Annotated in this window: 22 protein-coding genes, 1 tRNA gene and 1 pseudogene (1 of these 24 running past the window's edge); 22 read left to right on the plus strand and 2 right to left on the minus strand. The window is 71.1% G+C overall.

Annotation, left to right across the window (positions count from 1 at the left end):
- The 14 genes and pseudogenes from J7E93_RS03745 to J7E93_RS03810 all read left to right on the plus strand — a co-directional run.
- Positions 1-472 (plus strand): annotated as a pseudogene (locus J7E93_RS03745) (ribonuclease E/G) (it extends 3,217 nt beyond the left edge of the window).
- A 252-nt stretch (positions 473-724) separates the two neighbouring features.
- Positions 725-1,045, plus strand: coding sequence for a 50S ribosomal protein L21 (gene rplU, locus J7E93_RS03750; protein WP_114036861.1), 321 nt, complete (start codon positions 725-727; stop codon positions 1,043-1,045).
- 14 nt (positions 1,046-1,059) lie between these two features.
- Positions 1,060-1,314 carry a 50S ribosomal protein L27 gene (gene rpmA / locus J7E93_RS03755; protein ID WP_030961848.1) on the plus strand — a complete coding sequence of 85 codons (255 nt, stop codon included), beginning with the start codon at positions 1,060-1,062 and terminating at the stop codon, positions 1,312-1,314.
- Between the two features lie 132 nt (positions 1,315-1,446).
- Complete coding sequence (gene obgE, locus J7E93_RS03760) at positions 1,447-2,886, plus strand: GTPase ObgE (protein ID WP_215065781.1); 1,440 nt, start codon at positions 1,447-1,449, stop codon at positions 2,884-2,886.
- Positions 2,887-2,982: 96 nt separating this feature from the next.
- Complete coding sequence (locus tag J7E93_RS03765) at positions 2,983-4,620, plus strand: glycosyltransferase (RefSeq protein WP_308367703.1); 1,638 nt, start codon at positions 2,983-2,985, stop codon at positions 4,618-4,620.
- A 224-nt stretch (positions 4,621-4,844) separates the two neighbouring features.
- The gene (locus J7E93_RS03770; protein ID WP_215065782.1) at positions 4,845-7,628 is read left to right on the plus strand and encodes a CDP-glycerol:glycerophosphate glycerophosphotransferase; all 2,784 of its coding nucleotides are present in this window, start codon (positions 4,845-4,847) and stop codon (positions 7,626-7,628) included.
- Positions 7,621-8,775, plus strand: a complete 1,155-nt coding sequence (locus J7E93_RS03775) for a glycosyltransferase (RefSeq protein WP_215065783.1) — start codon at positions 7,621-7,623, stop codon at positions 8,773-8,775. The genes J7E93_RS03770 and J7E93_RS03775 overlap by 8 nt, the downstream gene beginning before the upstream one ends.
- Positions 8,776-8,971: 196 nt before the next feature.
- Entirely contained in the window at positions 8,972-9,964 is a 993-nt protein-coding gene (galE, locus tag J7E93_RS03780) for a UDP-glucose 4-epimerase GalE (RefSeq protein ID WP_215065784.1), read from the plus strand.
- Between the two features lie 141 nt (positions 9,965-10,105).
- Positions 10,106-10,597: a GtrA family protein gene (locus J7E93_RS03785; protein WP_251065990.1), complete on the plus strand. Its 492-nt coding sequence runs from the start codon at positions 10,106-10,108 to the stop codon at positions 10,595-10,597.
- A 36-nt stretch (positions 10,598-10,633) separates the two neighbouring features.
- Complete coding sequence (proB, locus tag J7E93_RS03790) at positions 10,634-11,761, plus strand: glutamate 5-kinase (protein ID WP_215065785.1); 1,128 nt, start codon at positions 10,634-10,636, stop codon at positions 11,759-11,761.
- A gap of 178 nt (positions 11,762-11,939) precedes the next feature.
- Entirely contained in the window at positions 11,940-12,419 is a 480-nt protein-coding gene (locus tag J7E93_RS03795; RefSeq protein WP_215065786.1) for a hypothetical protein, read from the plus strand.
- A 173-nt stretch (positions 12,420-12,592) separates the two neighbouring features.
- Complete coding sequence (locus J7E93_RS03800) at positions 12,593-13,876, plus strand: glutamate-5-semialdehyde dehydrogenase (RefSeq protein WP_215065787.1); 1,284 nt, start codon at positions 12,593-12,595, stop codon at positions 13,874-13,876.
- A gap of 113 nt (positions 13,877-13,989) precedes the next feature.
- Complete coding sequence (locus J7E93_RS03805; protein ID WP_215065788.1) at positions 13,990-14,595, plus strand: hypothetical protein; 606 nt, start codon at positions 13,990-13,992, stop codon at positions 14,593-14,595.
- A 118-nt stretch (positions 14,596-14,713) separates the two neighbouring features.
- Positions 14,714-15,799, plus strand: a complete 1,086-nt coding sequence (locus tag J7E93_RS03810) for a hypothetical protein (RefSeq protein WP_215065789.1) — start codon at positions 14,714-14,716, stop codon at positions 15,797-15,799.
- Here J7E93_RS03810 and J7E93_RS03815 read toward each other — a convergent pair.
- A complete protein-coding gene (locus J7E93_RS03815) occupies positions 15,784-16,929 on the minus strand; it encodes a M48 family metallopeptidase (RefSeq protein WP_215065790.1) in 1,146 nt (381 codons plus the stop codon). The genes J7E93_RS03810 and J7E93_RS03815 overlap by 16 nt on opposite strands.
- 210 nt (positions 16,930-17,139) lie before the next feature.
- Here J7E93_RS03815 and J7E93_RS03820 point away from each other — a divergent pair, with 210 nt between their 5' ends.
- The 6 genes from J7E93_RS03820 to J7E93_RS03845 all read left to right on the plus strand — a co-directional run bounded on the left by J7E93_RS03820 (position 17,140) and on the right by J7E93_RS03845 (position 21,083).
- Positions 17,140-17,301, plus strand: a complete 162-nt coding sequence (locus J7E93_RS03820) for a hypothetical protein (RefSeq protein ID WP_215065791.1) — start codon at positions 17,140-17,142, stop codon at positions 17,299-17,301.
- Between the two features lie 52 nt (positions 17,302-17,353).
- Positions 17,354-17,974 carry a nicotinate-nucleotide adenylyltransferase gene (nadD, locus tag J7E93_RS03825; protein ID WP_215065792.1) on the plus strand — a complete coding sequence of 207 codons (621 nt, stop codon included), beginning with the start codon at positions 17,354-17,356 and terminating at the stop codon, positions 17,972-17,974.
- A 19-nt stretch (positions 17,975-17,993) separates the two neighbouring features.
- Positions 17,994-19,754 (plus strand): LCP family protein, encoded by a 1,761-nt coding sequence (locus tag J7E93_RS03830; protein ID WP_215065793.1) that lies wholly within the window; start codon positions 17,994-17,996, stop codon positions 19,752-19,754.
- Positions 19,755-19,834: 80 nt separating this feature from the next.
- A complete protein-coding gene (gene rsfS / locus J7E93_RS03835; protein WP_215065794.1) occupies positions 19,835-20,275 on the plus strand; it encodes a ribosome silencing factor in 441 nt (146 codons plus the stop codon).
- The gene (locus J7E93_RS03840) at positions 20,272-20,925 is read left to right on the plus strand and encodes a histidine phosphatase family protein (RefSeq protein ID WP_215065869.1); all 654 of its coding nucleotides are present in this window, start codon (positions 20,272-20,274) and stop codon (positions 20,923-20,925) included. The genes rsfS and J7E93_RS03840 overlap by 4 nt, the downstream gene beginning before the upstream one ends.
- A gap of 85 nt (positions 20,926-21,010) precedes the next feature.
- Positions 21,011-21,083, plus strand: a tRNA-Ala gene (locus tag J7E93_RS03845).
- Between the two features lie 46 nt (positions 21,084-21,129).
- Here J7E93_RS03845 and J7E93_RS03850 read toward each other — a convergent pair.
- Positions 21,130-21,996, minus strand: a complete 867-nt coding sequence (locus J7E93_RS03850; RefSeq protein ID WP_215065795.1) for a helix-turn-helix transcriptional regulator — start codon at positions 21,994-21,996, stop codon at positions 21,130-21,132.
- A 102-nt stretch (positions 21,997-22,098) separates the two neighbouring features.
- On the opposite strand from J7E93_RS03850, the gene J7E93_RS03855 reads away from it, so the two are divergent.
- Together J7E93_RS03855 and J7E93_RS03860 are read left to right on the plus strand one after the other, a co-directional pair.
- Positions 22,099-23,637 (plus strand): MFS transporter, encoded by a 1,539-nt coding sequence (locus J7E93_RS03855; protein ID WP_215065796.1) that lies wholly within the window; start codon positions 22,099-22,101, stop codon positions 23,635-23,637.
- 71 nt (positions 23,638-23,708) lie between these two features.
- A complete protein-coding gene (locus tag J7E93_RS03860; RefSeq protein ID WP_215065881.1) occupies positions 23,709-23,918 on the plus strand; it encodes a hypothetical protein in 210 nt (69 codons plus the stop codon).
- Positions 23,919-23,921: the final 3 nt, after the last annotated feature.

The following is a 23,921-nucleotide window of genomic DNA, read 5'->3' on the forward strand; positions in this document are numbered from 1 at the left end:
TCGTGCCACCCGTAAGGCCACGGCTCCGGCCGGTGCCCCGGCGCCTGCCGCCGAGCCGGTCGTCGAGGCCGCCCCGGAGCCGGTCGTGGCGCCCGAGCCGGTCGTCGAGACGCCCGTCGTCGAGGCGCCGGTCGTCGAGGAGGCCCCCGTGGCCGCCCCGCCGAAGGCCCGCCGCCGTGTGGTCCGTAAGGTCACCGCTCCCGCCGGATCCCCGGCGGGCGCCGAGGAGGCCGCCGTCGTGGTGGTCGACACCCCGGCCGTCGCGGAGACCCCCGCCCCCGAGGCGGAGGCCGGCACCGAGGACGAGGCTCCCGCCCCGGCCAAGAAGACGGCCGCCCGCAAGACGGCCAAGAAGGCCACCGCGAAGAAGGCCGCCACCAAGAAGACGGCGGCCGCCAAGAAGACCGTGGCGAAGAAGACGACCGCGAAGAAGGCCGCCGCCAAGAAGACGGCTGCCCCCGCGCAGGACTGACGCGGCCCGGGCGGGCCGTCCGACGAGGACGGCCCGCCCGGCTTCCCGGGGTCGAAGTCACCGAATTTGACCCCTTGAGGCACCGGCCCGTAACCTTGACCGTCGGCGTGTCGTAGGGCGCGCCGCTCCCCTGAGCACCCTCCTCCCGGTCCGTCGGGAGAGGCCGCTCGTCCATTTCCGGATCACCCCGGGCCCCGGCCCGTGTGAGCGGCTGGCATCAGGGGTCCGTTCCCGAGTGAGAGAGAGATCCGCGTGTACGCCATCGTGCGCAGCGGTGGTCGCCAGCACAAGGTTGCTGTCGGCGACATCGTTGAGGTTGACAAGATTTCCACTGCCAAGGTTGGCGACACGGTCGAGCTCTCGACCCTGCTCGTTGTCGACGGCGACGCCGTGACCAGCGACCCGTGGGTCCTGGCCGGTATCAAGGTCACGGCCGAGGTCGTGGACCACCACAAGGGCGCGAAGATCGACATCCTTCGCTACAAGAACAAGACCGGCTACCGCCGTCGCCAGGGCCACCGCCAGCAGTACACGGCGATCAAGGTCACCGGCATCCCCACGGCTGCGAAGTAAGGGACTGAGGAGAGATGGCACACAAGAAGGGCGCATCGTCCACTCGGAACGGTCGCGACTCCAACGCTCAGCGGCTCGGCGTGAAGCGCTTCGGCGGTCAGGTCGTCAACGCCGGTGAGATCCTGGTCCGCCAGCGTGGCACCCACTTCCACCCGGGCGCGGGCGTCGGCCGTGGCGGCGACGACACGCTGTTCGCCCTGAACGCCGGTGCGGTGCAGTTCGGCACCCACCGTGGCCGCAAGGTCGTGAACATCGTTCCGGTCGCCTGATCGGTTCTTTTGCGGAGGCGGACCTCACTTCCCGTACGGGAAGCGGGTCCGCCTTTCGCGTGTTACTAGATAGACATTCCGTACTCCCCCGACCTTCGGCCGGGGGGACCCCCAGTAATCGGAGGCACAACCATGACCACCTTCGTGGACCGCGTCGAGCTGCATGTCGCCGCGGGTAACGGAGGCCACGGCTGCGCCTCCGTTCACCGGGAGAAGTTCAAGCCGCTCGGCGGCCCGGACGGCGGCAACGGCGGCCGTGGCGGCGATGTGATCCTGGTCGTCGACCAGTCGGTCACGACGCTCCTCGAGTACCACCACTCGCCGCACCGCAAGGCGACCAACGGTCAGCCCGGCGCCGGCGACAACCGCTCCGGCAAGGACGGCCAGGACCTCGTCCTGACCGTGCCCGACGGAACCGTCGTCCTCGACAAGCAGGGCAACGTGCTCGCCGACCTGGTCGGCGAGGGGACCACCTTCATCGCGGGCCAGGGCGGCCGCGGCGGCCTCGGCAACGCCGCGCTGGCCTCCGCCCGCCGCAAGGCGCCCGGGTTCGCGCTGCTCGGCGAGCCCGGCGAGGCGCGGGACATCGTCCTGGAGCTGAAGACCGTCGCCGACGTGGCGCTGGTGGGCTACCCGAGCGCCGGCAAGTCCTCGCTCATCTCCGTCCTGTCGGCCGCCAAGCCGAAGATCGCGGACTACCCGTTCACCACGCTCGTCCCGAACCTGGGCGTCGTCACCGCCGGCTCGACCGTCTACACGATCGCCGACGTGCCGGGCCTGATCCCGGGCGCCAGCCAGGGCCGTGGCCTGGGCCTGGAGTTCCTGCGGCACGTCGAGCGCTGCTCGGTGCTCGTCCACGTCCTCGACACGGCGACGCTGGAGTCCGACCGTGACCCGGTCTCCGACCTCGATGTGATCGAGGAGGAGCTGAAGCAGTACGGCGGGCTCGAGGACCGCCCCCGGATCGTCGTCCTCAACAAGATCGACATCCCGGACGGCCAGGACCTCGCGGACATGATCCGCCCGGACCTGGAGGCCCGCGGCTACCAGGTCTACGAGGCGTCGGCCGTGGCCCGTACGGGCCTGAAGGAGCTCTCCTTCGCGCTGGCCGACATCGTGTCGAAGGCGCGCGCGGCCAAGCCGAAGGAGGAGGCGACCCGGATCGTCATCCGCCCGAAGGCGGTCGACGACACCGGCTTCACCGTCGTCTACGACGAGACCGAAGAGGTCTACCGTGTGCGCGGCGAGAAGCCGGAGCGCTGGGTCCGCCAGACCGACTTCAACAACGACGAGGCCGTCGGCTACCTCGCCGACCGCCTCAACCGCCTCGGCGTCGAGGACGCGCTGATGAAGGCGGGAGCCCGCGCGGGCGACGGCGTCGCCATCGGCTCCGAGGAGAACGCGGTCGTCTTCGACTGGGAGCCCACGATGATGGCCGGCGCCGAGATGCTCGGCCGCCGAGGCGAGGACCACCGTCTCGAAGCCCCGCGTCCGGCCGCGCAGCGCCGCCGGGACCGCGACGCGGAGCGGGACGACGCCCAGCGGGAGTTCGACGACTTCAACCCGTTCTAGACGAGGTCGCCGCCGGGTCCGGGCTGCGCCCGGGCCCGGAGGGGGGCCACCGCCCGGGCCCGTAGGGGGGTCACGCGTCTCCCGTAGGATTCACGGGTGAGCGAGACCCCCCGCATGCCCCACGCCTCGGCCCGAGTCAGTGTCGTCGTCATCGCGTACAACGACGCCGAACACGTCGGTGACGCCGTCCGTTCCGCCCTGGCCCAGGGAGACATGGTCGGCGAGGTGATCGTGGTCGACGACGCGTCGAGCGATACGACCCGTGAGGTGCTGGCGGCCTTCGACGGCGACCCGCGTGTCCGCATGGTCGCCCGGGAGGACAACAGTGGTGGCTGCGGCACCCCGCGCAACGACGGGATCGCCGCGGCCGTCCACCCCTACGTCATGTTCCTCGACAGCGACGACCTGCTCGTCCCGGGGGCAGCCGAGGGCCTTCTCGCGGCCGCGAGCCGCCACGACGCGGACGTCGTCGCCGGCGTGTGCGTACGCCGTGAGCTGCCCGAGGGCAGGGAGACGACCTGGGCCGCGAAGCTGTACGACACCGCCGAGGGCGCCGAGCTGCCCGGCACGGTCCTGGACGGCGTCGAGGACCACCCCGAGCTGCTGCTCGACACACTCTCCGTCAACAAGCTCTACCGGCGCGCGTTCCTGAACGAGCACGGCATCCGCTTCCCCGACGGTGCCTTCCACTACGAGGACTTCGTCTTCGTCGCCCGCGTCCACGCTGCCGTGCCCCGGCTCGCCGTCACCGACGTACCCGTGTACATCTGGCATGTCCGGCGGCAGGCCGCCACCCTCTCCATCTCGCTGCGGCGGGCGTCCCTCGCCAACTGGGAGCACCGGCTCGCCGCCCACCGCGCCGTCGTGGAGGTGTTCCGCGCCGCCGGAAAGCCCGCTCTGGCCACCGCGGCGCAGACCAAGTTCCTCGACTACGACCTGCCGATGTACCTGCGCGAGCTGAACCAGCGGTCGCCGGAGTACCGGGCCGGGTGGTGGGAATCCGCCCGCGCGTACCTGTCGGGCTTCGAGACCGGGGCAGTGACGTCCGCCACCCCGACCTCCCGCTGGATCCACGGCGCGCTGACCGCCTGCGCCGAGCCGTACGCACTCGGTCGGCTGGTCGAGCTGGCGGCTCCCCTGCCCCGGCTGATCCCCCCTTATTCCCGCTCCGCCACGGGCCTGCCCGTACTGGCCGAGGCTCCCGCCGACGTACCGCTCGACGGCCTCACGGAGCTGTCCGCCCGGGAGCTGCCCCTCGCCGTGGACGGAACGGTCTCCGTCGGGGTGACCACGAGGCTGACCCTCACCGTCCACGATCTCTACGGAAGGGTCGACGCCCTGGGCCCGGCCTCTGTGAAGGTGGAGTTCACCGAGCGGGTGGCCACCGACCGGACCGTCTCCGTCGAGGCGCCGCTGACCCCCGTCGAGGGCGGTTGGACCGCTTCCGTACGGGTTCCCACCAGCGATCTCGTCTGCGCCGGGCGACTCGCCGCCTGGTCCCTCTTCGCCGAGGTGCGCTACGCGGACGGCACGGCCGCCGGTGTGGCGGAGGTCAGGGCCCCGCACGGCTACGCCGGCCGACGGGGCGTGGTCGTGAGCCGCACGGCCCGCATCCTGCTCGTCCAGTCCCACGTCTCCGCCCGGCGCGGCCTGATCCTGCGTCTCGCCGACGGCACCCTCGGTGCCCGGCGGGTGGTCTCGGGGCGTCTGCGGAGGCTCCTCGCGCGCCGCTGAGCCTTCCCCCGGAAGCCGTGGCGGCAGGGCGCGAAGGGGATTATGGAACAATTGCGCTCGCGAGGTAGCCTTTCCGGTCGCTGGGTGGCCGCGGTGCAGTCCGCGGCGTCGCCCTCGCACCACCGGAGGCCCGATGTGCGCCATGCCGTGGCGCCGGCAACGCCATCGCCGGCCGGCTGACACTCGCGCCCGACGTGTTGCGCCCGAACTGTGAGAGGACTTGGATGCCGACTAGCGACGTCCCGGATGTGAGCGTCGTCGTCATCGTCTACAACGATGAGGAACGGCTCCCGCGAGCAGTTCGGTCTGTGCTCGACCAGACCCTGAACAATCTTGAAGTGATCATCGCCGACGACTGTTCGACCGATGGGACCGAGCGGGTCGCGCGGTCCCTGGAGGCGGCGGACCCGCGCGTGCGGTACGTACGGCTCGAGCAGAACAGCGGCGGCTGCAGCGCGCCGCGCAACCGCGGCATCGACGTCGCCCGCGCGGCGCACATCATGTTCCTCGACAGCGACGACGAGCTGCCCCGCCACGCCTGCAAGAGCATGCTGCTGGTCGCCGAGGAGACCGGAGTCGACTTCGTCACCGGCGAGGTGACCCGGTACTACGAGGAGAACGACTCCACCGGTCTGTGGTACCCGCACCTCTTCACCGAGCAGCGCGTGGTGCAGGGGATCGCGGAGCAGCCGGAGTACTTCTTCGACCACCTCTCGACGAACAAGCTGTACCGGACCGCGTTCATCCGCGACAACCAGCTGACCTTCCCCGAGGGCATCCACTACGAGGACCAGCTGTTCTCCGCGCAGGCCTACACGCTCGCGGAGACCTTCGCCGTCGTTCCCTGGTCGGTCTACACCTGGCGCCTCGCCCCCGAGAGCGTGTCCATCTCCTCCAGCCGGCACAAGATCCAGAACGTCGCCGACCGCATCGGTGTGGCGCGGCTGATCGACGCCTACTTCGACGAGAACGGACACTCGGGGCTGCGTGCGGACAAGGACTACAAGTTCCTCCGCCACGACTTCCGTCTCTACCTCGGTGACCTGCCGTTCCGCGACGCCGACTGGGTGGCCGAGTTCGCGGACGTGGTCAACCCGTACCTGAACGAGATCGCGGACGAGACGTACGCCAGGCTCTCCCGCGAGGAGCGCATCTGCATCCACCTGCTGCGCACCGGTCGCCTGGAGGAACTCCAGGTGGCGGCCCGCCAGTTGGGCCGGCCGCAGATCGCGCCGCGCTTCGCGACCGAGGACGGCGACGCGACGTACTGGGGCGCGGTCGCGCCCGCGGACGACGCGGACCGCAGCGAGCTCGACATCAGCGAGTGGCACCTGCGGCGTCAGGTCCTCAGCAGCGGACGCGTACGGCACGAGCTGCGCTCCGTCGAACTGCGCGGCCCCGTGCTGCGCCTCGACATCCGCACCTACGACCCGGCCGGCCTCATCACCGACGACGTGAAGGCCTCGGTCAAGCTCGCCGCCCACGGCAAGCCGCTGTCCGTCCCGCTCGTCCTGCGCCCCGACGGCGAGGGCCAGTACGCCTGCACGGCCGAGCTCGACCTGCGCAGGGTCCCCGTCGGCCGTGTCGGTGTGGCCACACGCCGCCACCCGGTGGTCTCCCTGGAGAGCGACGGAGGCCGCCGCTCCGATGTGCTCCTCGCCTCCTACGACCTGCCCGAGCGCCGGACCACCGTGACCTACCACAAGGTCGGCCTCCACCACCTCAAGATCGGCGCCGAACAGCGCGGGGCCGGACGCCTGGAAGTGACCTGGGAGCGCTCCGGTGTGCTGCGCGCCCTTGAGCCGCTGGGCCCGTACGCCCGCAAGGCCAAGAAGCAGGCCGGCCGGGTCAAGAAGATCCTCGTCGGCAACGAGGGCCGGGCGACGGTCTACGACGCCATCTCCAAGCTGCCGCGCAAGCGGACCCTCGCGGTCTTCGAGGCCTCCGAGGGTCGCGGCTACTGCGACAGCCCCCGGTACATCTACGAGGAGCTGCGGCGGCGCAACCTGCCGATCGACGTCGTCTGGGCGTACTCCGGCGACACCTCCTCCTTCCCGGACGACGTGACGCTGGTCAAGCGGGGCAGCTGGGCCTACGGGCGCGCCCTCGCCCAGGCCGCGTACTGGGTGGACTCACACAACCTGCCCTACCTGTACCGCAAGCCCCAGGGCACGCGGTACCTGCAGACCTGGCACGGCCAGACCTTCAAGGCGATGGGCTTCGACGTGCCGTCGCTGCGCCAGGCGCCGGCCGCCGAGCAGGACCAGTTCCGGGACGGTGTGGCCCGCTGGGACGCGCTGGTGTGCCCCAGCGCCGAGTTCGAGCGCACCTTCGTCCCCGCGTTCGAGGTCTCGGCCGAGCTGATCCGCTCGGGCTACCCGCGCAACGACGTCCTGGTGCGCTGGTCGGAACCGGAGCAGCAGGCCCGCGCGGCCGCCGCCCGCGAGACCCTGGGCATCGCCGCCGACCGGAAGGTGCTGCTCTACGCGCCCACCTTCCGCGACGACGCCCGCAAGTCCGGTCAGTCGATCCGGGTGGACTTCGCCGAGCTGGCTCCCTTCATCGCCGACGAGTGGATCGTGGTCGTGCGGGCGCACCCCTACGACCGCTTCAAGGTCGACCCCGAGCTCGGCCACTTCCTGCGCGACGGCTCCGGGTTCCCCGACATCAACGACCTCCTGCTCGCGTCCGACGCGGTGCTCACGGACTACTCGTCGCTGATGTTCGACTACGCGAACACCGGTCGGCCGATCCTCCTGTACACCGACGACTACGAGGCCTACCGCGGCGGTGACCGGGGGACGTACTACGACCTCGAGGACATCGCGCCGGGTCCGATGCTCACGACGACCGAGGAACTCGCCGACGCCGTCAAGGACATCGAGGGCGTCAAGGAGCGGCACGCGCAGCGCTACCAGCGCTTCCAGGAAATGTTCTGCTCGTACGAGACCGGCCACGCGAGCAAGATGGTGGTCGATGCTTTTTTCGAAGGCGGCACCCATGACTGAGGCCACCCCTGCCCGCAATGTGTTCTTCGTCGGTATCGACGTCGACTCGATGGGCGGATCCCAGCGGGTGCTGCACACCCTCGCCCAGGGCATGGGCGAGCGCGGCCACCGGGTGGAGCTGATCGGCATCCGGCCCAGCCCCGAGCCCTTCCCGTACAACGCCGAGCGCGCCTACGCGCACTCCACGCTGTACGCCGAGCCGGCCCGCCCCCGCAAGCAGCCCCGCACGGTCGGACAGCGGCTCAGCCTGGCCCGGCGCGCCGAGACGCGCCGGGCGAGGGCCGAACGCGACCGCGCACGGCGTGAGTTGGAGCAGAGGCTCACGGCCGTCCGCGATGGCTACATCGTGTTCGGTTCGCCGTGGGCGGTGGACTGGGTGACGCCCCTGAAGTGGGAGCACCTCAAGGGGATCGGCCAGTACCACGAGTCGTTCGCCCAGGCGAAGCGCGGCCCCAACCTCGGTCTGATCAGGCGTCTCTACCCCCGCCTCGAGAAGACGCTGGTGCTCAGCGACGGCGACGCCGAGGAGTTCCGCAACCAGCGGATCCCGAACGTCAAGGTCATGCCGAACCCGCTGCCGTTCTACCCCGAAGCCCTCGCCCCGCTGGACACGCGCAAGATCGGCGCCGTGGGCCGGCTCGACCCGATCAAGCGGTACGACCGGATGATCGAGGCCTTCGCCGCCGCGCACCGCGGCCGGGACGGCTGGGAGCTCCACATCTTCGGGGAGGGTCCGCTGGAGAGCGACCTGAAGCGCACCGCCGCCGCCCTCGGCGTGGGCGACCAGGTCGTCTTCCGGGGCACGGCCCGCGACATGGAGGCGGTCTACCGCGAGCTGTCGATCGTCGCCATCAGCAGTGAGCGCGAGGGCCGCCCCATGGCGCTCGCCGAGGCGGCCGCGTGCGGTGTTCCGTGTGTGAGCTTCGACCTGTCCGGCGGTGTCCGGGAACTCGTCGCGCACGGTCGTACCGGCACCCTGGTCACGCCGGCCGACGTGCCCGGCCTCGCCGAGGCGCTGGGCGAGCTGATGGACGACGGCGAGATGCGGACCAGGTACGGCGCGGCGGGCCGCGAGCACGTCCGTCAGCTGGCGCTGCCCAACGTGCTCGACCAGTGGGAGCAGGCCTTCGCGGAGATCGATCGCTGATCGCTTTCGCCGTCCGCCCCGCCAAGGGCTCCTTCCGCCCCGCCGGACGCTGTCCGGCGGGGCGGAGGCCTGCTCACGGCCGTGCGCCGGAAGCACGAGCTCCGACGCCGGCGGGCAGCGGCGACGGGTCCCCTCCTGATCCGCCCCGTCGTACCGCCCGACGGGACTCACTCGCACCTGTTGTTAAACTGCCGGGATGACCTGGCTTATCACCGGCGGCGCCGGATACATCGGTTCGCACGTCGTCAAAGCAATGACCGAGGCCGGCGAGCGCGTGGTCGTCGTGGACGACCTCAGCACCGGTGACGTGGCACGGGTACCCGAAGGGGTCGCGCTCGAGCAGGGCACGGTCCTGGACCGCGACTTCCTCGACCGGGTGATGCGCGAGCACGAGGTGCGTGGCATCGTGCACCTCGCCGCCAAGAAGCAGGTCGGCGAGTCGGTCGAGCGCCCGCTGTTCTACTACCACGAGAACGTGACGGGCCTGCAGACCATCCTGGACGCGGCCGTCCGCGCCGGTGTCCAGCGCTTCCTGTTCTCCTCCTCGGCCTCCGTCTACGGCATGCCCGACGTCGACCTCGTCACCGAGGAGACCGAGTGCCTGCCGCTCAGCCCGTACGGCGAGACGAAGCTGGTCGGAGAGTGGATGGTCCGCGCCGTGGGCCAGGCCCACGGGATCTCCACCGCCTGCCTGCGCTACTTCAACGTGGCCGGTGCCGCCACCCCGCAGCTCGCCGACACCGGCGTCTTCAACCTGGTGCCGATGGTCTTCGAGCGCCTCGACGCCGGTCTGCCGCCGAAGATCTTCGGTGACGACTACGCGACGCCCGACGGCACCTGCATCCGTGACTACATCCACGTCGCCGACATCGCGGACGCGCACCTGGCCGCGGCCCGCGCGCTCGTCGCGTCGGGCGAGGCCGGCAAGACCGGCAGCCTCACCCTGAACATCGGGCGGGGCGAGGGTGTCTCGGTGGCGGAGATGGTCGGCCTCATCAACGAGATCACCGGCCACACGATCGAGCCCGTCGTGACGCCGCGCCGCCCCGGCGACCCCGCCCGGGTCGTCGCCTCCGCGGACCGTATCGAGTCGGAACTGGACTGGAAGGCCCGCCACGACGTCCGCTCCATGATCAGTTCGGCCTGGGAGGGCTGGGTCGCCCGCCGGGCGGTACCGGCCTCGAACTGACGCAACCGGTTTTCGGGAGGCGGGCACCACCCAGGTGGAGGTGCCCGCCTTCCGTGGTTTCCCGGACATCTCCCCGACGGGCGCCGGTCATCGCCCCGCCCTACCGTGGCCGGTCTGCTCACCGACCAGGAGTGACCGCCCATGACCAGGCTTTCCGTCGTCGCCCCCCACCAGGGGCGATTCGGCCAGATCATCCGCTTCGGCCTGGTGGGCGGCGTCAACACGGCCACGTTCTACGGCTGTTACCTGCTGCTGCACCCCTGGATGCCGTACTTCGCGGCGTACTCCCTCGCCTTCCTGCTCAGCATGGTCGGCTCGTTCCTCCTGAACACCTACTTCACCTACCGGACGCGTCCGACCTGGAAGAAGTTCGCCCTCTTCCCGCTGACCAACGTCACCAACTACCTGGTGCAGAGCGCCGGACTGTACGCCCTGGTGACCTGGGCCGGGACGGACGACCGGATCGCGCCCCTGGTGGCGGCCGTCGTGGCCATCCCGTTCACCTACCTGCTGTCGCGGCGCATCCTGACCTCCGGCGGGGCGAAGGCCTCGTCCACGGAACGGAATGTGCGGGCGGCGGCGGTGGCGGCTCGCGTAGATTGCGAGGGGCCTTCGGATCATGTGCGGAGGTAGCCGGACAGTTGGCAGAGGCGAGTGGGGACGACGCAGGTGACCGAGGCAAGGCAGTACGTGACCGAAGCGCGCAGGATCGTCGTCAAAGTCGGCTCCTCCTCACTGACCACCGCGTCCGGCGGCCTCGACGCCGACCGGGTCGACGCCCTCGTCGACGTCCTCGCCAAGGTCCGCAGCGGTGGCGAGAAGGAGATCGTGCTGGTCTCCTCCGGTGCCATCGCCGCGGGGCTCGCGCCGCTCGGCCTCACCCGCCGGCCCAAGGACCTGGCCCGGCAGCAGGCCGCCGCCAGCGTCGGCCAAGGCCTCCTCGTCGCCCGCTACACCGCCTCCTTCGCGCGGTACGGCGTCCGCGTCGGACAGGTGCTGTTGACCACCGACGACACCAGCCGCCGCGCCCACTACCGCAACGCCTACCGGACCCTCGACCAGCTCCTCGCCATGGGCGCCCTGCCGGTCGTCAACGAGAACGACACCGTCGCCACGGACGAGATCCGCTTCGGTGACAACGACCGGCTCGCCGCCCTCGTCGCCCATCTCGTCCGCGCCGACCTGCTGGTCCTGCTCTCGGACGTCGACGGACTCTACGACGGGGACCCGTCCAAGCCGGGCACCTCGCGGATCGCGGAGGTGGCCGGTCCCGAGGACATCGCCCACGTCGAGATCGGCTCCGCGGGCAAGGCCGGGGTCGGCACCGGCGGCATGGTCACCAAGGTGGAGGCCGCCCGCATCGCCGCCGCCGCCGGGATCCCCGTGGTCCTGACCTCCGCCAGCCGCGCGGCCGACGCCCTGTCCGGCCGTGACACCGGTACGTACTTCCACCGCACCGGCCGCCGCTCCGCCGACCGGCTGCTCTGGCTCGCCCACGCCTCCACCCCGCAGGGCTCCCTGACCCTGGACGACGGTGCCGTACGGGCCGTCGTCGAGGGCAAGAAGTCGCTGCTCGCGGCCGGAATCGCCGCGGTGGAAGGCGAGTTCGTGGCCGGCGACCCGGTCGAGCTGCGGGACACCGAAGGCCGGGCGGTCGCCCGGGGGCTGGTCAACTTCGACGCCAAGGAGATCCCCCGGATGCTCGGCCGTTCCACGCCCGAGCTCGCCAAGGAGCTCGGCCCGGAGTACGAGCGGGAGGTCGTCCACCGCGACGACCTGGTCGTCGTCCGCCCCTGAAGCGCCTCGCGCGCTTGCGATTCCGTGGTGATCCGGCGAGGAAACGGCTGAAAGTCCGGCCATCCGGTAGAGACCTTCACCAAAACCGCCCCACGTACCGCCTGGGACTGGTCAACTTTGTCTTGGGGGCAAGACAAGGCGGGGTACAGCACCACACGCATCAAACAGGAGGCCGCCGGTGAGACGAGCGCGCCCAGGGGCACTGCCCCGCGGGACTGCCGAACGCGCCCTGACCAGTGTCGAGGCCGGAGCCGACTTCGACGAGGGACAGGACAGCCAGACACGTGAGGCACGCGGCGAGGAGCGGGTGGTGGAGGTGTCCAAGCTCTGGCACATCACCCTGAGCGTCTCAGGGGCCGAGGCCCCGCTGAAGGAGGTCAGGCGAGGGCTCGAGCAGCTGGCCCACGACCATCCCTTCCTGCTGACCAGCCGCTACGCCAATGATCACGCGGAGATCCGCTACTGGGAAGAGGCCCGTGACCTGCACGACGCCGCGGCGGTCGCGCTGCGGCTGTGGGGCGAGCACCGGCAGAGCGCCAGGCTGCCACCTTGGGAGATCGTCGGCCTGGAGGTCATCGACCGCGAGACCTACCACCAGCGCATCGCCGAGGGATACGGCCCCCCACCGGCGGCGCCCGTAGGGGTCCACCCCTACTGACCCCGCTCCCTGCCGGGCCGAGCGCCCTTAGGGTCCGCCCCTACTGATCCCGGTCCCTGCGGGGCCGAGACCGTGATCCGGCCCCGCCACGGGGACGCCGGAGGTGTCTCGGAGTGCGGGATGCGCAGGGGATACGTGAGGGATGTCCGCAGTGGTGCCAGTACCCTGCGGACATGACCTCGCTCACGCCCCTCGACAATCTGTCCCCGGTCGCTCAGGCGGCCTACCGCGCCCGCTCCGCCGCCGCCGAAATCGCGCCACTTCCGCGCGCGGCGAAGGACGACGCCCTGCTGGCCATCGCGGACGCGCTCGAGGTCCGTACCGCCGAGATCGTCGAGGCCAACGGCGAGGACGTCGCCAGGGCCCGCGAGGCCGGCACCAGCGAGTCCATCGTCGACCGGCTGACCCTCACCCCGGAGCGCGTGCGGGCCATCGCCGCCGACGTCCGTGACGTGGCCGCGCTGCCCGACCCGGTCGGCGAGGTGGTCCGCGGTTCGACCCTCCCCAACGGCATCGACCTGCGCCAGGTCCGCGTCCCGCTCGGCGTCGTCGGCATCATCTACGAGGCCCGCCCCAACGTCACCGTCGACGCGGCCGCCCTCTGCCTGAAGTCCGGCAACGCCGTCCTGCTGCGCGGTTCGTCCTCCGCCTACGCCTCCAACACCGCCCTGGTGAAGGTCCTGCGCGACGCCGTCGGCGGGGCCGGCCTGCCCGCCGACGCGATCCAGCTCGTGCCCGGCGAGTCCCGCGACTCGGTACGGGAGCTCATGCGCGCCCGCGGCCTGGTCGACGTCCTGATCCCGCGCGGCGGCGCCTCCCTGATCCGGACGGTCGTCGAGGAGTCGACCGTCCCCGTCATCGAGACCGGCACCGGCAACTGCCACGTCTACGTCGACGCCCAGGCCGACCTCGACATGGCCGTCGACATCCTGATCAACTCCAAGGCCCAGCGGCCCAGCGTCTGCAACGCCGCCGAGACCCTTCTGGTCCACCAGGACATCGCGGACGCCTTCCTGCCCCGCGCGCTGGCCGCCCTGGCCGACGCCGGGGTCACGGTCCACGCCGACGAGCGGGTCCTCGCCCACGCCGAGGGCTCCAAGGCCACCGTCGTCCCCGCGACCACGGAGGACTGGGAGACCGAGTACCTCTCCTACGACATCGCCGCCGCCGTCGTCGACTCCCTGGACTCGGCCGTCGCCCACATCCGGCTCTGGTCCTCCGGCCACACCGAGGCGATCGTCACCACCTCGCAGGCCGCCGCCCGCCGCTTCACCCAGCTGGTCGACTCCACGACGGTCGCCGTCAACGCGTCCACCCGGTTCACCGACGGCGGTCAGTTCGGCTTCGGCGCCGAGATCGGCATCTCGACGCAGAAGCTGCACGCCCGCGGGCCGATGGGCCTGCCGGAGCTGACCTCCACGAAGTACATCGTCACGGGCGACGGTCACACCCGGTAATCCACGATTCCCCCGTTCGGCGCCGCCCCGCGACGCCGCCGGGGGACCGGACGGGCGGGGATGGTTCGCACTCTCCCTGCCCAAAACCCCCTCCCCGGTCTACTCTGAAAAACGTGCCGGACGACGTGGGGGGCAGGCCGTTCCCGGACGGCTCGGACCCTGAGAACTCTGACGACCGCGGGGGCGCGGACGAGGACTTCGCCACCGTGGTCTTCGACGAGGACTTCGTACGCGCTGCCGAGGTTCATGAGCCGACCGCCGTGGAGCGCCTCCTCGCGGCGGCGCAGGCGCGCGCCGAGGCCGAGGCCGCCCGTGCCCGCGCCGGCGGCGGACCGGGGGACGACGACTTCCCCGAGGACGGCTACGACCCCTCGGACCCCTTCGGCGGCCCCTACGGGGACGGCTACGACCCGGACGACCTCGACGACGACTCCGGCCCGTACGGACCCCACGGCGGGGCTCTGCGCCCCTACCGGGGCAGCGCCCGCTGGCACCGGCCCGTCGCCTGGGTGCTCGCCCTCGTCATGGGCGTCGGGATGGTCGCCCTCGCCTTCACCGCGGTCTACCGGGGCGCCTCCGCCAACCGCCAGGACCAGATGCCCGCCCCCGCCACGACGGGCATCGACAAGCCCCGAGCCGTCCCTCCCGCAGCCGTCGCGCCCTCCGCAGCCGCGGAAGACTCCGCGCCACCGGTCCCCGCCGTTCCGCGCACGCCCTGAACCTGACGGGCACACGGGTGAACCCCGACGGGCCCGCAGGGGCGGCCCGTCGGAAATCATCGGAACTTGTCGTGTACCTGGGCGTTTACCAGGGCTTCGTCCGACCTACTCTGAAGGTATGGCAGGGCGTGGCGACCCGCCTGAGGGGACGGCACCCGACCCCGGCGGTGGTGACGACGAGTACCGATCCGTCGTCTTCGACGAGTCGTTCGTCCGCGCTGCCCGGCTCCAGGAGTTCTCCGCCGAAGAGCGGATGGGCGAGCCCTCCCACGCCGTCCGCTCCCGGCCCGCACGCAGGACCAGAAGCGGCTCCGGTCAGGCCGTCCTGCTTGTGCTGCTGATCCTCCTCGCCTTCGGAACCGCCATCTATCTGGGCGTCCGCAACCCCTACCAGCCCCCCACCGACCAGCGGGCGGAACCCCTGCGCATCACCATGGTCCCCCTGGCGCCGCGGGGTCCCGTGGTCGGCGGCGAACCCGCCCAGCTCTTCGCCCGCAGCCCCGCCGCGGAGTACCGGGAGGGCGCCGCCGGCATCAACCTCCCGGCCACCGGCCGCACCAGCCACTTCTCGGAGAGCCAGGTCGTGACCGCCCTGACCATCGCCAAGGAGTACCTGGTGGCCTCCTCCCTGGAGCCCGACGTACTGGCCGGAGCGACCGTCCGTCCGGCGCGGCTGCTGGTCGACCCGGACCAGTTGGAGCAGTTCGACCGGAGCGTCGAGTCCTCGCTCGACGACGGCCTGCACGCGGCCTCGGGCTGGCTGGTGCGGTTCGATCCGGCCGAGGTGGCCCTGGCCGACCCCTCGCCCCGCGTCCAGGGCACGCTCCGCTTCGCGGAGACGGGCACCGACACGCTCGACGTGACCGCGGACCACACCTTCACCTACGCCCTGCGCCCGGCCGCCTCGGGAGCGGGTCCGGTGGCCCAGGCATCGCTCTTCACCGTCCACCGCCAGATCCACTTCCGCTTCGACCGCGAGGATCTGCGGATGCACCGCGCCGAACTGCTGACCAGCGCCGTCCAGGCCGGTCCCCAGGCCTGCGGGGCCGACACCAGCGGCTCCCTGCGCCCGCTCCTGGCGGGCGAGCGGGCCCCGGGCGCCGGCACCGGTGACCCCGCGGTCACCGACCCGTACGCCACGGGCCGGCCCGCCGTCTCCTCGCTCTGCGGAGCCCTCGACCCGGGCGCTCAGCCCTCGCTCTGACCGTCCCGGCCGCCACTCCCGCTCTCGCCGCCGTCGCCGTCGCCGTCCCCGGCCGTACCGCCGGTGTTCCCGTCGTCGCCCCGCGAGGACCCGCCGCCGAACCGGCTGCGCAGCTTCCCGCCCAGGTCGCCCGCCAGGTCGCCGGCACCACCGGCTATGTCGCCGACCAGCTTCATCAGGGGATCCTTGCTGGTGCGCACCGAGTCGGCGTAGTGCCCCGCCGACTCGCGGAAGGAGTCGGCCACCGAGGTGTCCTTGTCCTCCGAGCGCCGCGGGTAGTGCCCGTCCATGATCCGCTGGTAGTCGCGGCTCTCGGACCACTTCTTCAGCTCGGCCGCCCGGACGGTGGCGAACGGGTGCGAGCGCGGCAGCACATTGAGGATCTTGAGGACGGAGTCCCGCAGGTCGCCGCCCTTCTCGTACTCGTCGGCCTGGGCGAGGAACGCGTCCACGTTCATCTCGTGCAGATGGTTGCCACCGGCGATCTTCATCAGACCGCGCATCGAGGCCTGCAGGTCCTGCCCCACCAGCAGCCCAGCCCGGTCGGCCGAGAGCTCCGACTTGCGGAACCACTCCCGCAGCGCCGTCACGATCGCCATGATCGCCACATTGCCCAGCGGGATCCAGGCGACCTTCAGGGCGAGGTTGGTGAGGAAGAGCAGGATCGTGCGGTACACGGAGTGACCGGAGAGGGCGTGGCCCACCTCATGGCCGACGACCGCCCGCATCTCCTCCTCGTCGAGCAGCTCCACGAGGCCGGTGGTGACCACGATGATCGGCTCGTCCAGGCCGATGCACATCGCGTTCGGGTTCGGGTCCTGGGTGACGTACATCGGAGGGACCTTCTCCAGGTCCAGGATGTAACACGCGTCCCTCAGCATGTCGTTGAGGTGCGTGAACTGGGCGTCGCTCACCCGTACGGAGTCGGAGAGGAAGAGCAGCCGCAGGCTGCGCTCGGGCAGCAGCCCGCTGAGTGCCTTGAAGACCGTGTCGAATCCGGTCAGCCTGCGCAGCGCGACGAGCGCCGATCGGTCGGCCGGGTGCTCGTAGGCCCGTGAGGAGATGCCGGGGAAGCGCTTGCGCTGCCTGCTCGGCACGTTCCCGTTTCCGTTGTCGGTCTTCTCGGTCATGGATGCCCCCTGTTCGTACGAGACCTTGCTCGTCCCCCTGACGCATCCCAGCCTAGGCGCTGGGACCGACGTGTGCCGGAGCCTGTGGACAACTCGGGCAGCGTGGAACATCAACGCCAACGACTGAGTCGGCGTGAGCGTGCCCGGACGGCCCGCATACGATGTGCGCGAAGTCTCGCTCCCATCCCCGATCGATAGGTCCTGCCGAAGATGAGCCTCCACAGCACCGCCGCCAACCTGGTCTCGCTCGCCGAGGGCGCCGAGCACGGCGGCAACCACGAAAGCCTCAGCCCCTACCTCACCGGTTTCGGTGCGCTCGGTGCGCTCCTCCTCCTGCTGTGGATCACCACCCGCTTCAACCGCGACCGCTGAGCCGGCGACCGCCGATCAGGCGTTCGCCGCGGTGCCAGTAGGCTCTGCACGCATGGGAGAGCAGGAAGTGCCTACTGGCAGTCGCGGCAAGCGCCGACTCGGCGTGATGGGTGGGACGTTCGACCCGATCCACCACGGACACCTGGTGGCCGCCAGTGAGGTGGCCGCTCTGTTCCACCTCGACGAGGTGGTGTTCGTGCCGACCGGACAGCCTTGGCAGAAGAGCCACAAGGCCGTCTCCGCGGCCGAGGACCGCTATCTGATGACGGTCATCGCCACCGCGTCGAATCCGCAGTTCTCGGTCAGTCGTATCGACATCGACCGCGGCGGACCCACGTACACCATCGACACCCTGCGGGACCTGCGCTCCCTCAACAGCGACTCGGACCTCTTCTTCATCACCGGGGCCGACGCGCTGTCGCAGATCCTCACGTGGCGCGACGCCGAGGAGCTCTTCTCGCTCGCCCACTTCATCGGCGTCACCCGGCCGGGCCACGACCTCACGGACGACGGTCTGCCCAAGGGCGGGGTCTCGCTGGTCGAGGTGCCCGCGCTCGCCATCTCCTCCACCGACTGCCGACTGAGGGTCGCACAGGGCGACCCGGTCTGGTATTTGGTGCCGGACGGTGTGGTGCGCTACATCGACAAGCGCCAGTTGTACCGCGGCGAGTGAGCCTCGGAGAGGGGCACCGGTGAACGATCAGCACAACCCGTACGACCCGTACTATCCGCAGCCGCAGATCATCGGCTACGACGAGTACGGGCAGCCGGTGTACCAGCAGGTCCCGCCTCAGGCGCAGCAGCCGTACGACCCGTACGCGCAGCAGCAGCCGGCCCAGCAGCACCACGTCCAGCAGCAGGGCTACGGCTACGACGCCTACGGGCAGCCGATCCAGCACCAGCCCCAGCAGTCCCACCAGTCCCAGCAGTCCCAGCAGCAGCAGTCGTACGACCCGTACGCCCAGCAGCAGCAGCAGCAGCAACAGCAGCAGGGGTACGGCTACGCGCCCTACGACACCGGTCAGCAGGACGCGGCGCAGCAGCACAGCGGTCAGCAGCAGACCGGGCAGCAGTGGGCCGTGCGGGCCGAACCCGCCCCCGCCCCGGTGGCCGCCCCGGCCGGTGTGCCGGGCCAGCGCCCCGCGCCGGAGAAGGGAGGCGACGGCGGCGACGGCGATGGCGACGCGCGGGACTACCGCACCGAGCAGTTCTCGTTCATCGAGGAGCCCGACGAGGACTCCGAAGACGTCATCGACTGGCTGAAGTTCACCGAGAGCCGCTCCGAGCGGCGCGAGGAGGCCAAGCGCCGCGGCCGCAACCGGATCATCGCCCTGGTCGTCGTCCTCGTCCTCGCCGCGGTCGGCGGGGTCGGCTACCTCTGGTCGGCCGGCAAGCTCCCCGGCACGGCCGGCGACGAGCAGAAGCAGGACACCGCGACCGGCCCGCAGAAGCGCGACACGATCGTGGTCCATCTCCACGACACCAAGGGCGGCGGCACCTCCACCGCCCTGCTGGTGGACAACACCACGACCAAGCAGGGCACCACCGTCCTGCTCCCCAACGCGCTCACCGTCGCCAACGACGACGGCTCCGCGACCACACTCGCCAAGTCCGTCGAGGACGACGGCTCCAGCGGCACCCGCGAGGCCATCGGCAACCTCCTCGGCACCAAGATCACCGGCACCTGGCGTCTCGACACCCCTTACCTGGAGAACCTGGTCGAGCTCGTCAGCAACATCGACATCACCACCGACGTCGAGGTGCCCGCCGCCAAGAAGGGCGAGGCGCCGCTCGTCACCAAGGGCGAGAACCAGACGCTCAACGGCCGGGCCGCCGTCGCCTACGCCACCTACCGCGCGCCCGGCGAGTCCGAGGCCAAGCAGCTCCAGCGCTTCGGCCAGGTCCTCTACGGCGTGCTGCGGAAGATGTCCGACGACCCCAAGGCGGCCACCGTCACGGTCGAGACGCTCGCCCAGATCCTCGACCCCTCCCTCCCCGAGAAGGACCTCGGCGCCTCGCTCGCGAAGCTCGCCGAGCACGCCAAGGGCGGCGACTACAAGACGGCGATGCTCCCGGTGCAGCAGGACGGCTCGCTGAGCGAGGGCGCCGCCGACAGTGTGGTCAAGGACATCCTCGGCGGAAAGGTCAGTGCGCCCGAGAAGGGCGAGGCGCCCCGCGTCTCGATCCGGGACGCCACCGGCGAGGACGCGACCGAAGCGGCCCGGATCGTCCTGGTCAACGGGGGCTACGCCTTCGTGGGCGGCGCGAAGGCGGACACCGAGGAGACCTCGCAGGTCCTCTACGGTGCCGACGCCCAGAAGGCGACCGCGGTCGAGGTGGCCAAGACCCTGGGCCTGCCGGACGGCTCGGTCAAGAAGGGCAAGGCCGCCGCGAACGCCGATGTCACGGTGGTCCTGGGCGAGGATTACAAGATCCCCGGCGCCCAGGAGTGACCTCGCTCTCATGGTTTACGGGACCGTCGGCGGTACGTGAGACCCTTGAGGTGTCTCTGACCGCCGACGAAAGCCTGCTTGTGACCGCCACGGATCGCTCCATCGAGCTCGTCAACGCCGCCGCCCAGGCGGCGGCCGACCGGCTCGCGCACGACATCATCGCGTACGACGTCAGTGATGTGCTGTCGATCACCGACGCCTTCCTGCTCGCCTCCGCGCCCAACGACCGCCAGGTCAAGTCGATCGTCGACGAGATCGAGGAGCGGCTCAACAAGGAGCTCGGCGCCAAGCCCGTGCGCCGCGAGGGCGACCGGGACGCCCGGTGGATCCTCCTGGACTACGTCGACATCGTCGTCCACGTCCAGCACAGCGAGGAGCGGGTCTTCTACGCTCTGGAGCGGCTGTGGAAGGACTGCCCCGAGCTGCCACTCCCCGAGGACGCCCTGAAGACCCGCGGCAAGGCCGCCGAGCACGCCGCGCTGACCGGCGCCGCCGACGACACGGACGGTGAGCTGAGCTGAGCACCACCGGGGGTGGCAGCGGCCGCCGTATCGTGCTGTGGCGTCACGGCCAGACGTCCTGGAACCTGGAGCGCCGCTTCCAGGGATCCACGGACATCGAGCTGACCGAGACCGGCGTCGCCCAGGCGCGCCGGTCCGCACGGCTGCTCGCCTCGCTCAAGCCGGACGCGATCATCGCCTCCGACCTGAAGCGGGCGGCGGCCACCGCCGGCGAGCTCGCCGCCCTCACCGGCCACACCGTCGCGTACGACTCCGCCCTGCGTGAGACGTACGCGGGGGAGTGGCAGGGGCTGACGCACGAGGAGATCGTCGGGCGGTACGGCGAGCAGTACGCCGCGTGGAAGCGCGGCGAGCCCGTGCGCCGGGGCGGCGGCGAACTGGAGACCGAGGTCGCCGACCGGGCCGCCCCGGTGGTCCTGGAGCACGCCGAGAAGCTGCCCATCGACGGCACGCTCGTGGTGGTGAGCCACGGCGGGACGATCCGCACCACCATCGGCCGGCTCCTCGGCCTGGAGGCGCATCACTGGGAGGGGCTGGGCGGGCTCTCGAACTGCTGCTGGTCCGTCCTCGGCGAGGGCGCCCGCGGCTGGCGGCTGCTCGAGCACAACGCCGGCACGCTGCCCGAACCGGTCCTCGGCGACGACGACTGAGCCGCCCGTCGGCCCGGATTTCACTTTCCGGCAGCTCACAGGCTAAAGTTCTTCTTGTTCGCAGCGCGGAGCGCGAAGAACACGAGGGGCTATAGCTCAGTTGGTAGAGCGCCTGCATGGCATGCAGGAGGTCAGGAGTTCAATTCTCCTTAGCTCCACGGTCACCGAATCCCGTCCCCCCAGGGGGCGGGATTCGTCGTTCTGTCACCTCTTCTTCTCGCGCAGGGTCTCGATCGCGCGGCGGCTCTCCTCGTCGTTCGGCGTGTACGTCACGATCCGGCATTCCGGCATCCCGTTGATGGAGAGCGACACCGAGGTCATCCTGACCTCGCCCACCAGGTCGTGCCGGAAGGTCTTCACCCGCGTCCCCGGCGGCACCACGTCGCCGCTCCGCCACAGCCGGGCGAAGTCGGGGCTGGCCTCCGAGAGCCGTCGGACGAACGCCTCCCAGGAGGGCTCGCCCACATGCCGTCCGTACGCGCCGCGCATCTGGGCCACCATCAGCGGCAGCTCCAGCCGCCGGTTGACCACCGGGCAGGAGGGCTCGGGGAGCGTGAAGAAAGTCCACAGCACATTACGTATGCCGAGCGGGCTACCGTCCGACTGGCGGCGGTCGGCCAGGAAGAGCTTCTCGTACGTCGAGTTGGTCGCGAGGACGTCGTAGCGGGCGTTGTAGACCACGGCGGGGTGCGGGTCCAGCGCGTCCAGGATTCCCTGGATCTCCGGGCTGACCACCTCCACGTCCGCGGCCGCCCGGTCCGGCGCGTACGGCACCTGGGCCAGGTGGTAGAGATGCTCGCGCTCGGGCCGGTCGAGCCGTAACGTGCGCGCCACCGCGTCGAGGACCTGGGCCGAGGCGTTGATCGGGCGACCCTGTTCCAGCCAGGTGTACCAGGTCACGCCGACGCCGGAGAGCTGGGCGACCTCCTCGCGGCGCAGGCCGGGTGTACGGCGGCGCAGGCCCGGTGGCATGCCCACGTCCTCCGGAGTCACCCGGGCCCGGCGGCTGCGCAGAAAGGCGGCCAGTTCGGGCCTGCGGCGCCCTTGTGCCGGTGCTGCCAATGTCGTCACACCCCCATGGTCGAGTCCCCGTGCCGCCGTTGCCAGGTGGTGTCAGTACCAGCATCAGCGGGCTCTCGTTACCCGTATCGAGTCGCCGTCACGCTTCTGGCCATGACGACGACCTCGACACGTCCCGCACTCAGTAAAGACGGTGGCACCGACAACCGGCCCGGACTCCTCCTCGGCGTGGTGCTCGCCGCGCAGTTCATGGCCCTGCTCGACGTCTTCATCGTCAATGTCGCCGCCCCCACCATCCGTACCGAACTGTCCGCGTCCGGGGCGGGACTTCAGCTCGTGATCGCCGGATACACCATCGCCTACGCGGTGCTGCTGATCACCGGCGCCCGGCTGGGCGACCGGATCGGGCACCGCCGGCTGTACCTCGGCGGGCTCGCCGTCTTCACGGTGGCCTCGCTCGCCTGCGGACTGGCGGCGGGCACCGGCCAGTTGATCACCTTCCGACTGGTCCAGGGCGCCGGAGCGGCCCTGATGATCCCGCAGGTGCTCAGCCTCATCCAGCGGAACTTCACCGGCGAGGGCCGGGCCCGGGCGCTGAGCGCGTACTCCGCCGTCCTCGCCACCGGCGCCGCGGCCGGCCAAGTCGTCGGCGGCATCCTCGTCAGCGCGGATCTCTTCGGCACCGGCTGGCGACCGGTCTTCCTGGTCAACATGCCCATCGGTCTCGTCCTGCTGGCACTGGGGGCGAAGGTGCTCCCGCGGGACGCCCTCACCGTGCCCGAGCCCGCCCTCACCGTGCCCGAGCCCGCCCTCACCGTGCCCGAGCCCGCCCGCCTCGGGCCCGGGAGCGGACGCATCGGGCCCGGGCACGGCCGCACGGCAGCCGGGCGCGGCCGCTCCCTCGACCTGCCCGGGTTGGTCCTGCTCGCCCTCGCCGTCTCGCTCCTCACCGTCCCCCTGGTCCTCGGACAGGAGCAGGACTGGCCGCGGTGGTCCTGGATCTCGCTCGCGGCCTCGGCCGTGGTCTTCGTCACCTTCGGTGCCTACGAGTCCCGGCTCGCCCGCCACGGCGGCGCCCCGCTGATCGCCCCTCGCGTCCTGCGCGTCCCGGGCATCGGCCGGGCCGCGCTGCGGATCGCCCTGGCGATGGCCGTCAACGCCGGCTTCCTCTTCGGCCTCACCCTGCATCTGCAGGGCGGACTCGGGCACAGCGCCCTGCGCGCCGGACTGACCTTCGCACCGGCCGCCGTGGTCTTCGGTGTGGTCGGCCTGACCTGGCGGCGCCTGCCGGTCCGCGTCCAGCGGTTCCTGATCCCCGGCGGTTTCCTGCTCGCCGCGGCCGCCTCCGTGGCCATGGGCGGGGTCCTCCGGGACGGCGGCACCGGCGGCTGGGGGCTCCACCTTGCGCTCGCCTGCATGGGCGCGGGCCTCTCGCTCGCGTTCAGCCCAGCGCTGACCGGCGCGCTCGCCACCGTACGGCCCGAGGACGCCGCCGACGCCAGCGGACTGCTCGCCACCGTCACCCAGCTCGGCCAGCTGATCGGCGTCGCGTCCTTCGGCACGCTCTTCCTCGGAGGACTGCATGCGCCAGGGGCGCATGCCTCTGGCGAAGCGCTGTGGAGGTGCGCCCTCGCCCTCGCCGCCGCTTCGATCTTGGGCGCATCGACCGGCCTGGTACGCCGAGCCCGCTGACCCCCTTGCGGGGCCATGGCAGAATCGGACGGCCGGAGGGGAACGAGGGTCCGGACGGGAGGGAGTGTGCGATGGCCGCGAGCCGTGCCGAGGATGCCGAAACCGAGGCCGATGCCGTCGCCCATGCCGTCGCCGAGCCCACCGATCACCTCACGCCGGTCGAGGGGACGCGAGGGCGGCTCGACTGCCCCGCGTGCGGTTCGGCCCATGTCGCCCAAGTGCTCGGCGACAACGGTGGGGTGTCCTATGTGTGCACGTCCTGCGGCCACAGCTGGAGCTGAGTG

This window comes from Streptomyces sp. ISL-36, assembly GCF_018614205.1.
Classification (GTDB): Bacteria; Actinomycetota; Actinomycetes; order Streptomycetales; family Streptomycetaceae; genus Streptomyces.

Excerpts from the sequence above, each read along its gene's own strand:
- rpmA (WP_030961848.1), top strand. The coding sequence starts at position 1,060 with ATGGCACACAAGAAGGGCGCATCGTCCACTCGGAACGGTCGCGACTCC.
- obgE (WP_215065781.1), top strand. The coding sequence starts at position 1,447 with ATGACCACCTTCGTGGACCGCGTCGAGCTGCATGTCGCCGCGGGTAAC.
- J7E93_RS03770 (WP_215065782.1), top strand. The coding sequence starts at position 4,845 with ATGCCGACTAGCGACGTCCCGGATGTGAGCGTCGTCGTCATCGTCTAC.
- J7E93_RS03775 (WP_215065783.1), top strand. The coding sequence starts at position 7,621 with ATGACTGAGGCCACCCCTGCCCGCAATGTGTTCTTCGTCGGTATCGAC.
- galE (WP_215065784.1), top strand. The coding sequence starts at position 8,972 with ATGACCTGGCTTATCACCGGCGGCGCCGGATACATCGGTTCGCACGTC.
- J7E93_RS03785 (WP_251065990.1), top strand. The coding sequence starts at position 10,106 with ATGACCAGGCTTTCCGTCGTCGCCCCCCACCAGGGGCGATTCGGCCAG.
- J7E93_RS03800 (WP_215065787.1), top strand. The coding sequence starts at position 12,593 with ATGACCTCGCTCACGCCCCTCGACAATCTGTCCCCGGTCGCTCAGGCG.
- J7E93_RS03810 (WP_215065789.1), top strand. The coding sequence starts at position 14,714 with ATGGCAGGGCGTGGCGACCCGCCTGAGGGGACGGCACCCGACCCCGGC.
- J7E93_RS03815 (WP_215065790.1), bottom strand. The coding sequence starts at position 16,929 with ATGACCGAGAAGACCGACAACGGAAACGGGAACGTGCCGAGCAGGCAG.
- J7E93_RS03820 (WP_215065791.1), top strand. The coding sequence starts at position 17,140 with ATGAGCCTCCACAGCACCGCCGCCAACCTGGTCTCGCTCGCCGAGGGC.
- nadD (WP_215065792.1), top strand. The coding sequence starts at position 17,354 with ATGGGAGAGCAGGAAGTGCCTACTGGCAGTCGCGGCAAGCGCCGACTC.
- J7E93_RS03855 (WP_215065796.1), top strand. The coding sequence starts at position 22,099 with ATGACGACGACCTCGACACGTCCCGCACTCAGTAAAGACGGTGGCACC.
- J7E93_RS03860 (WP_215065881.1), top strand. The coding sequence starts at position 23,709 with ATGGCCGCGAGCCGTGCCGAGGATGCCGAAACCGAGGCCGATGCCGTC.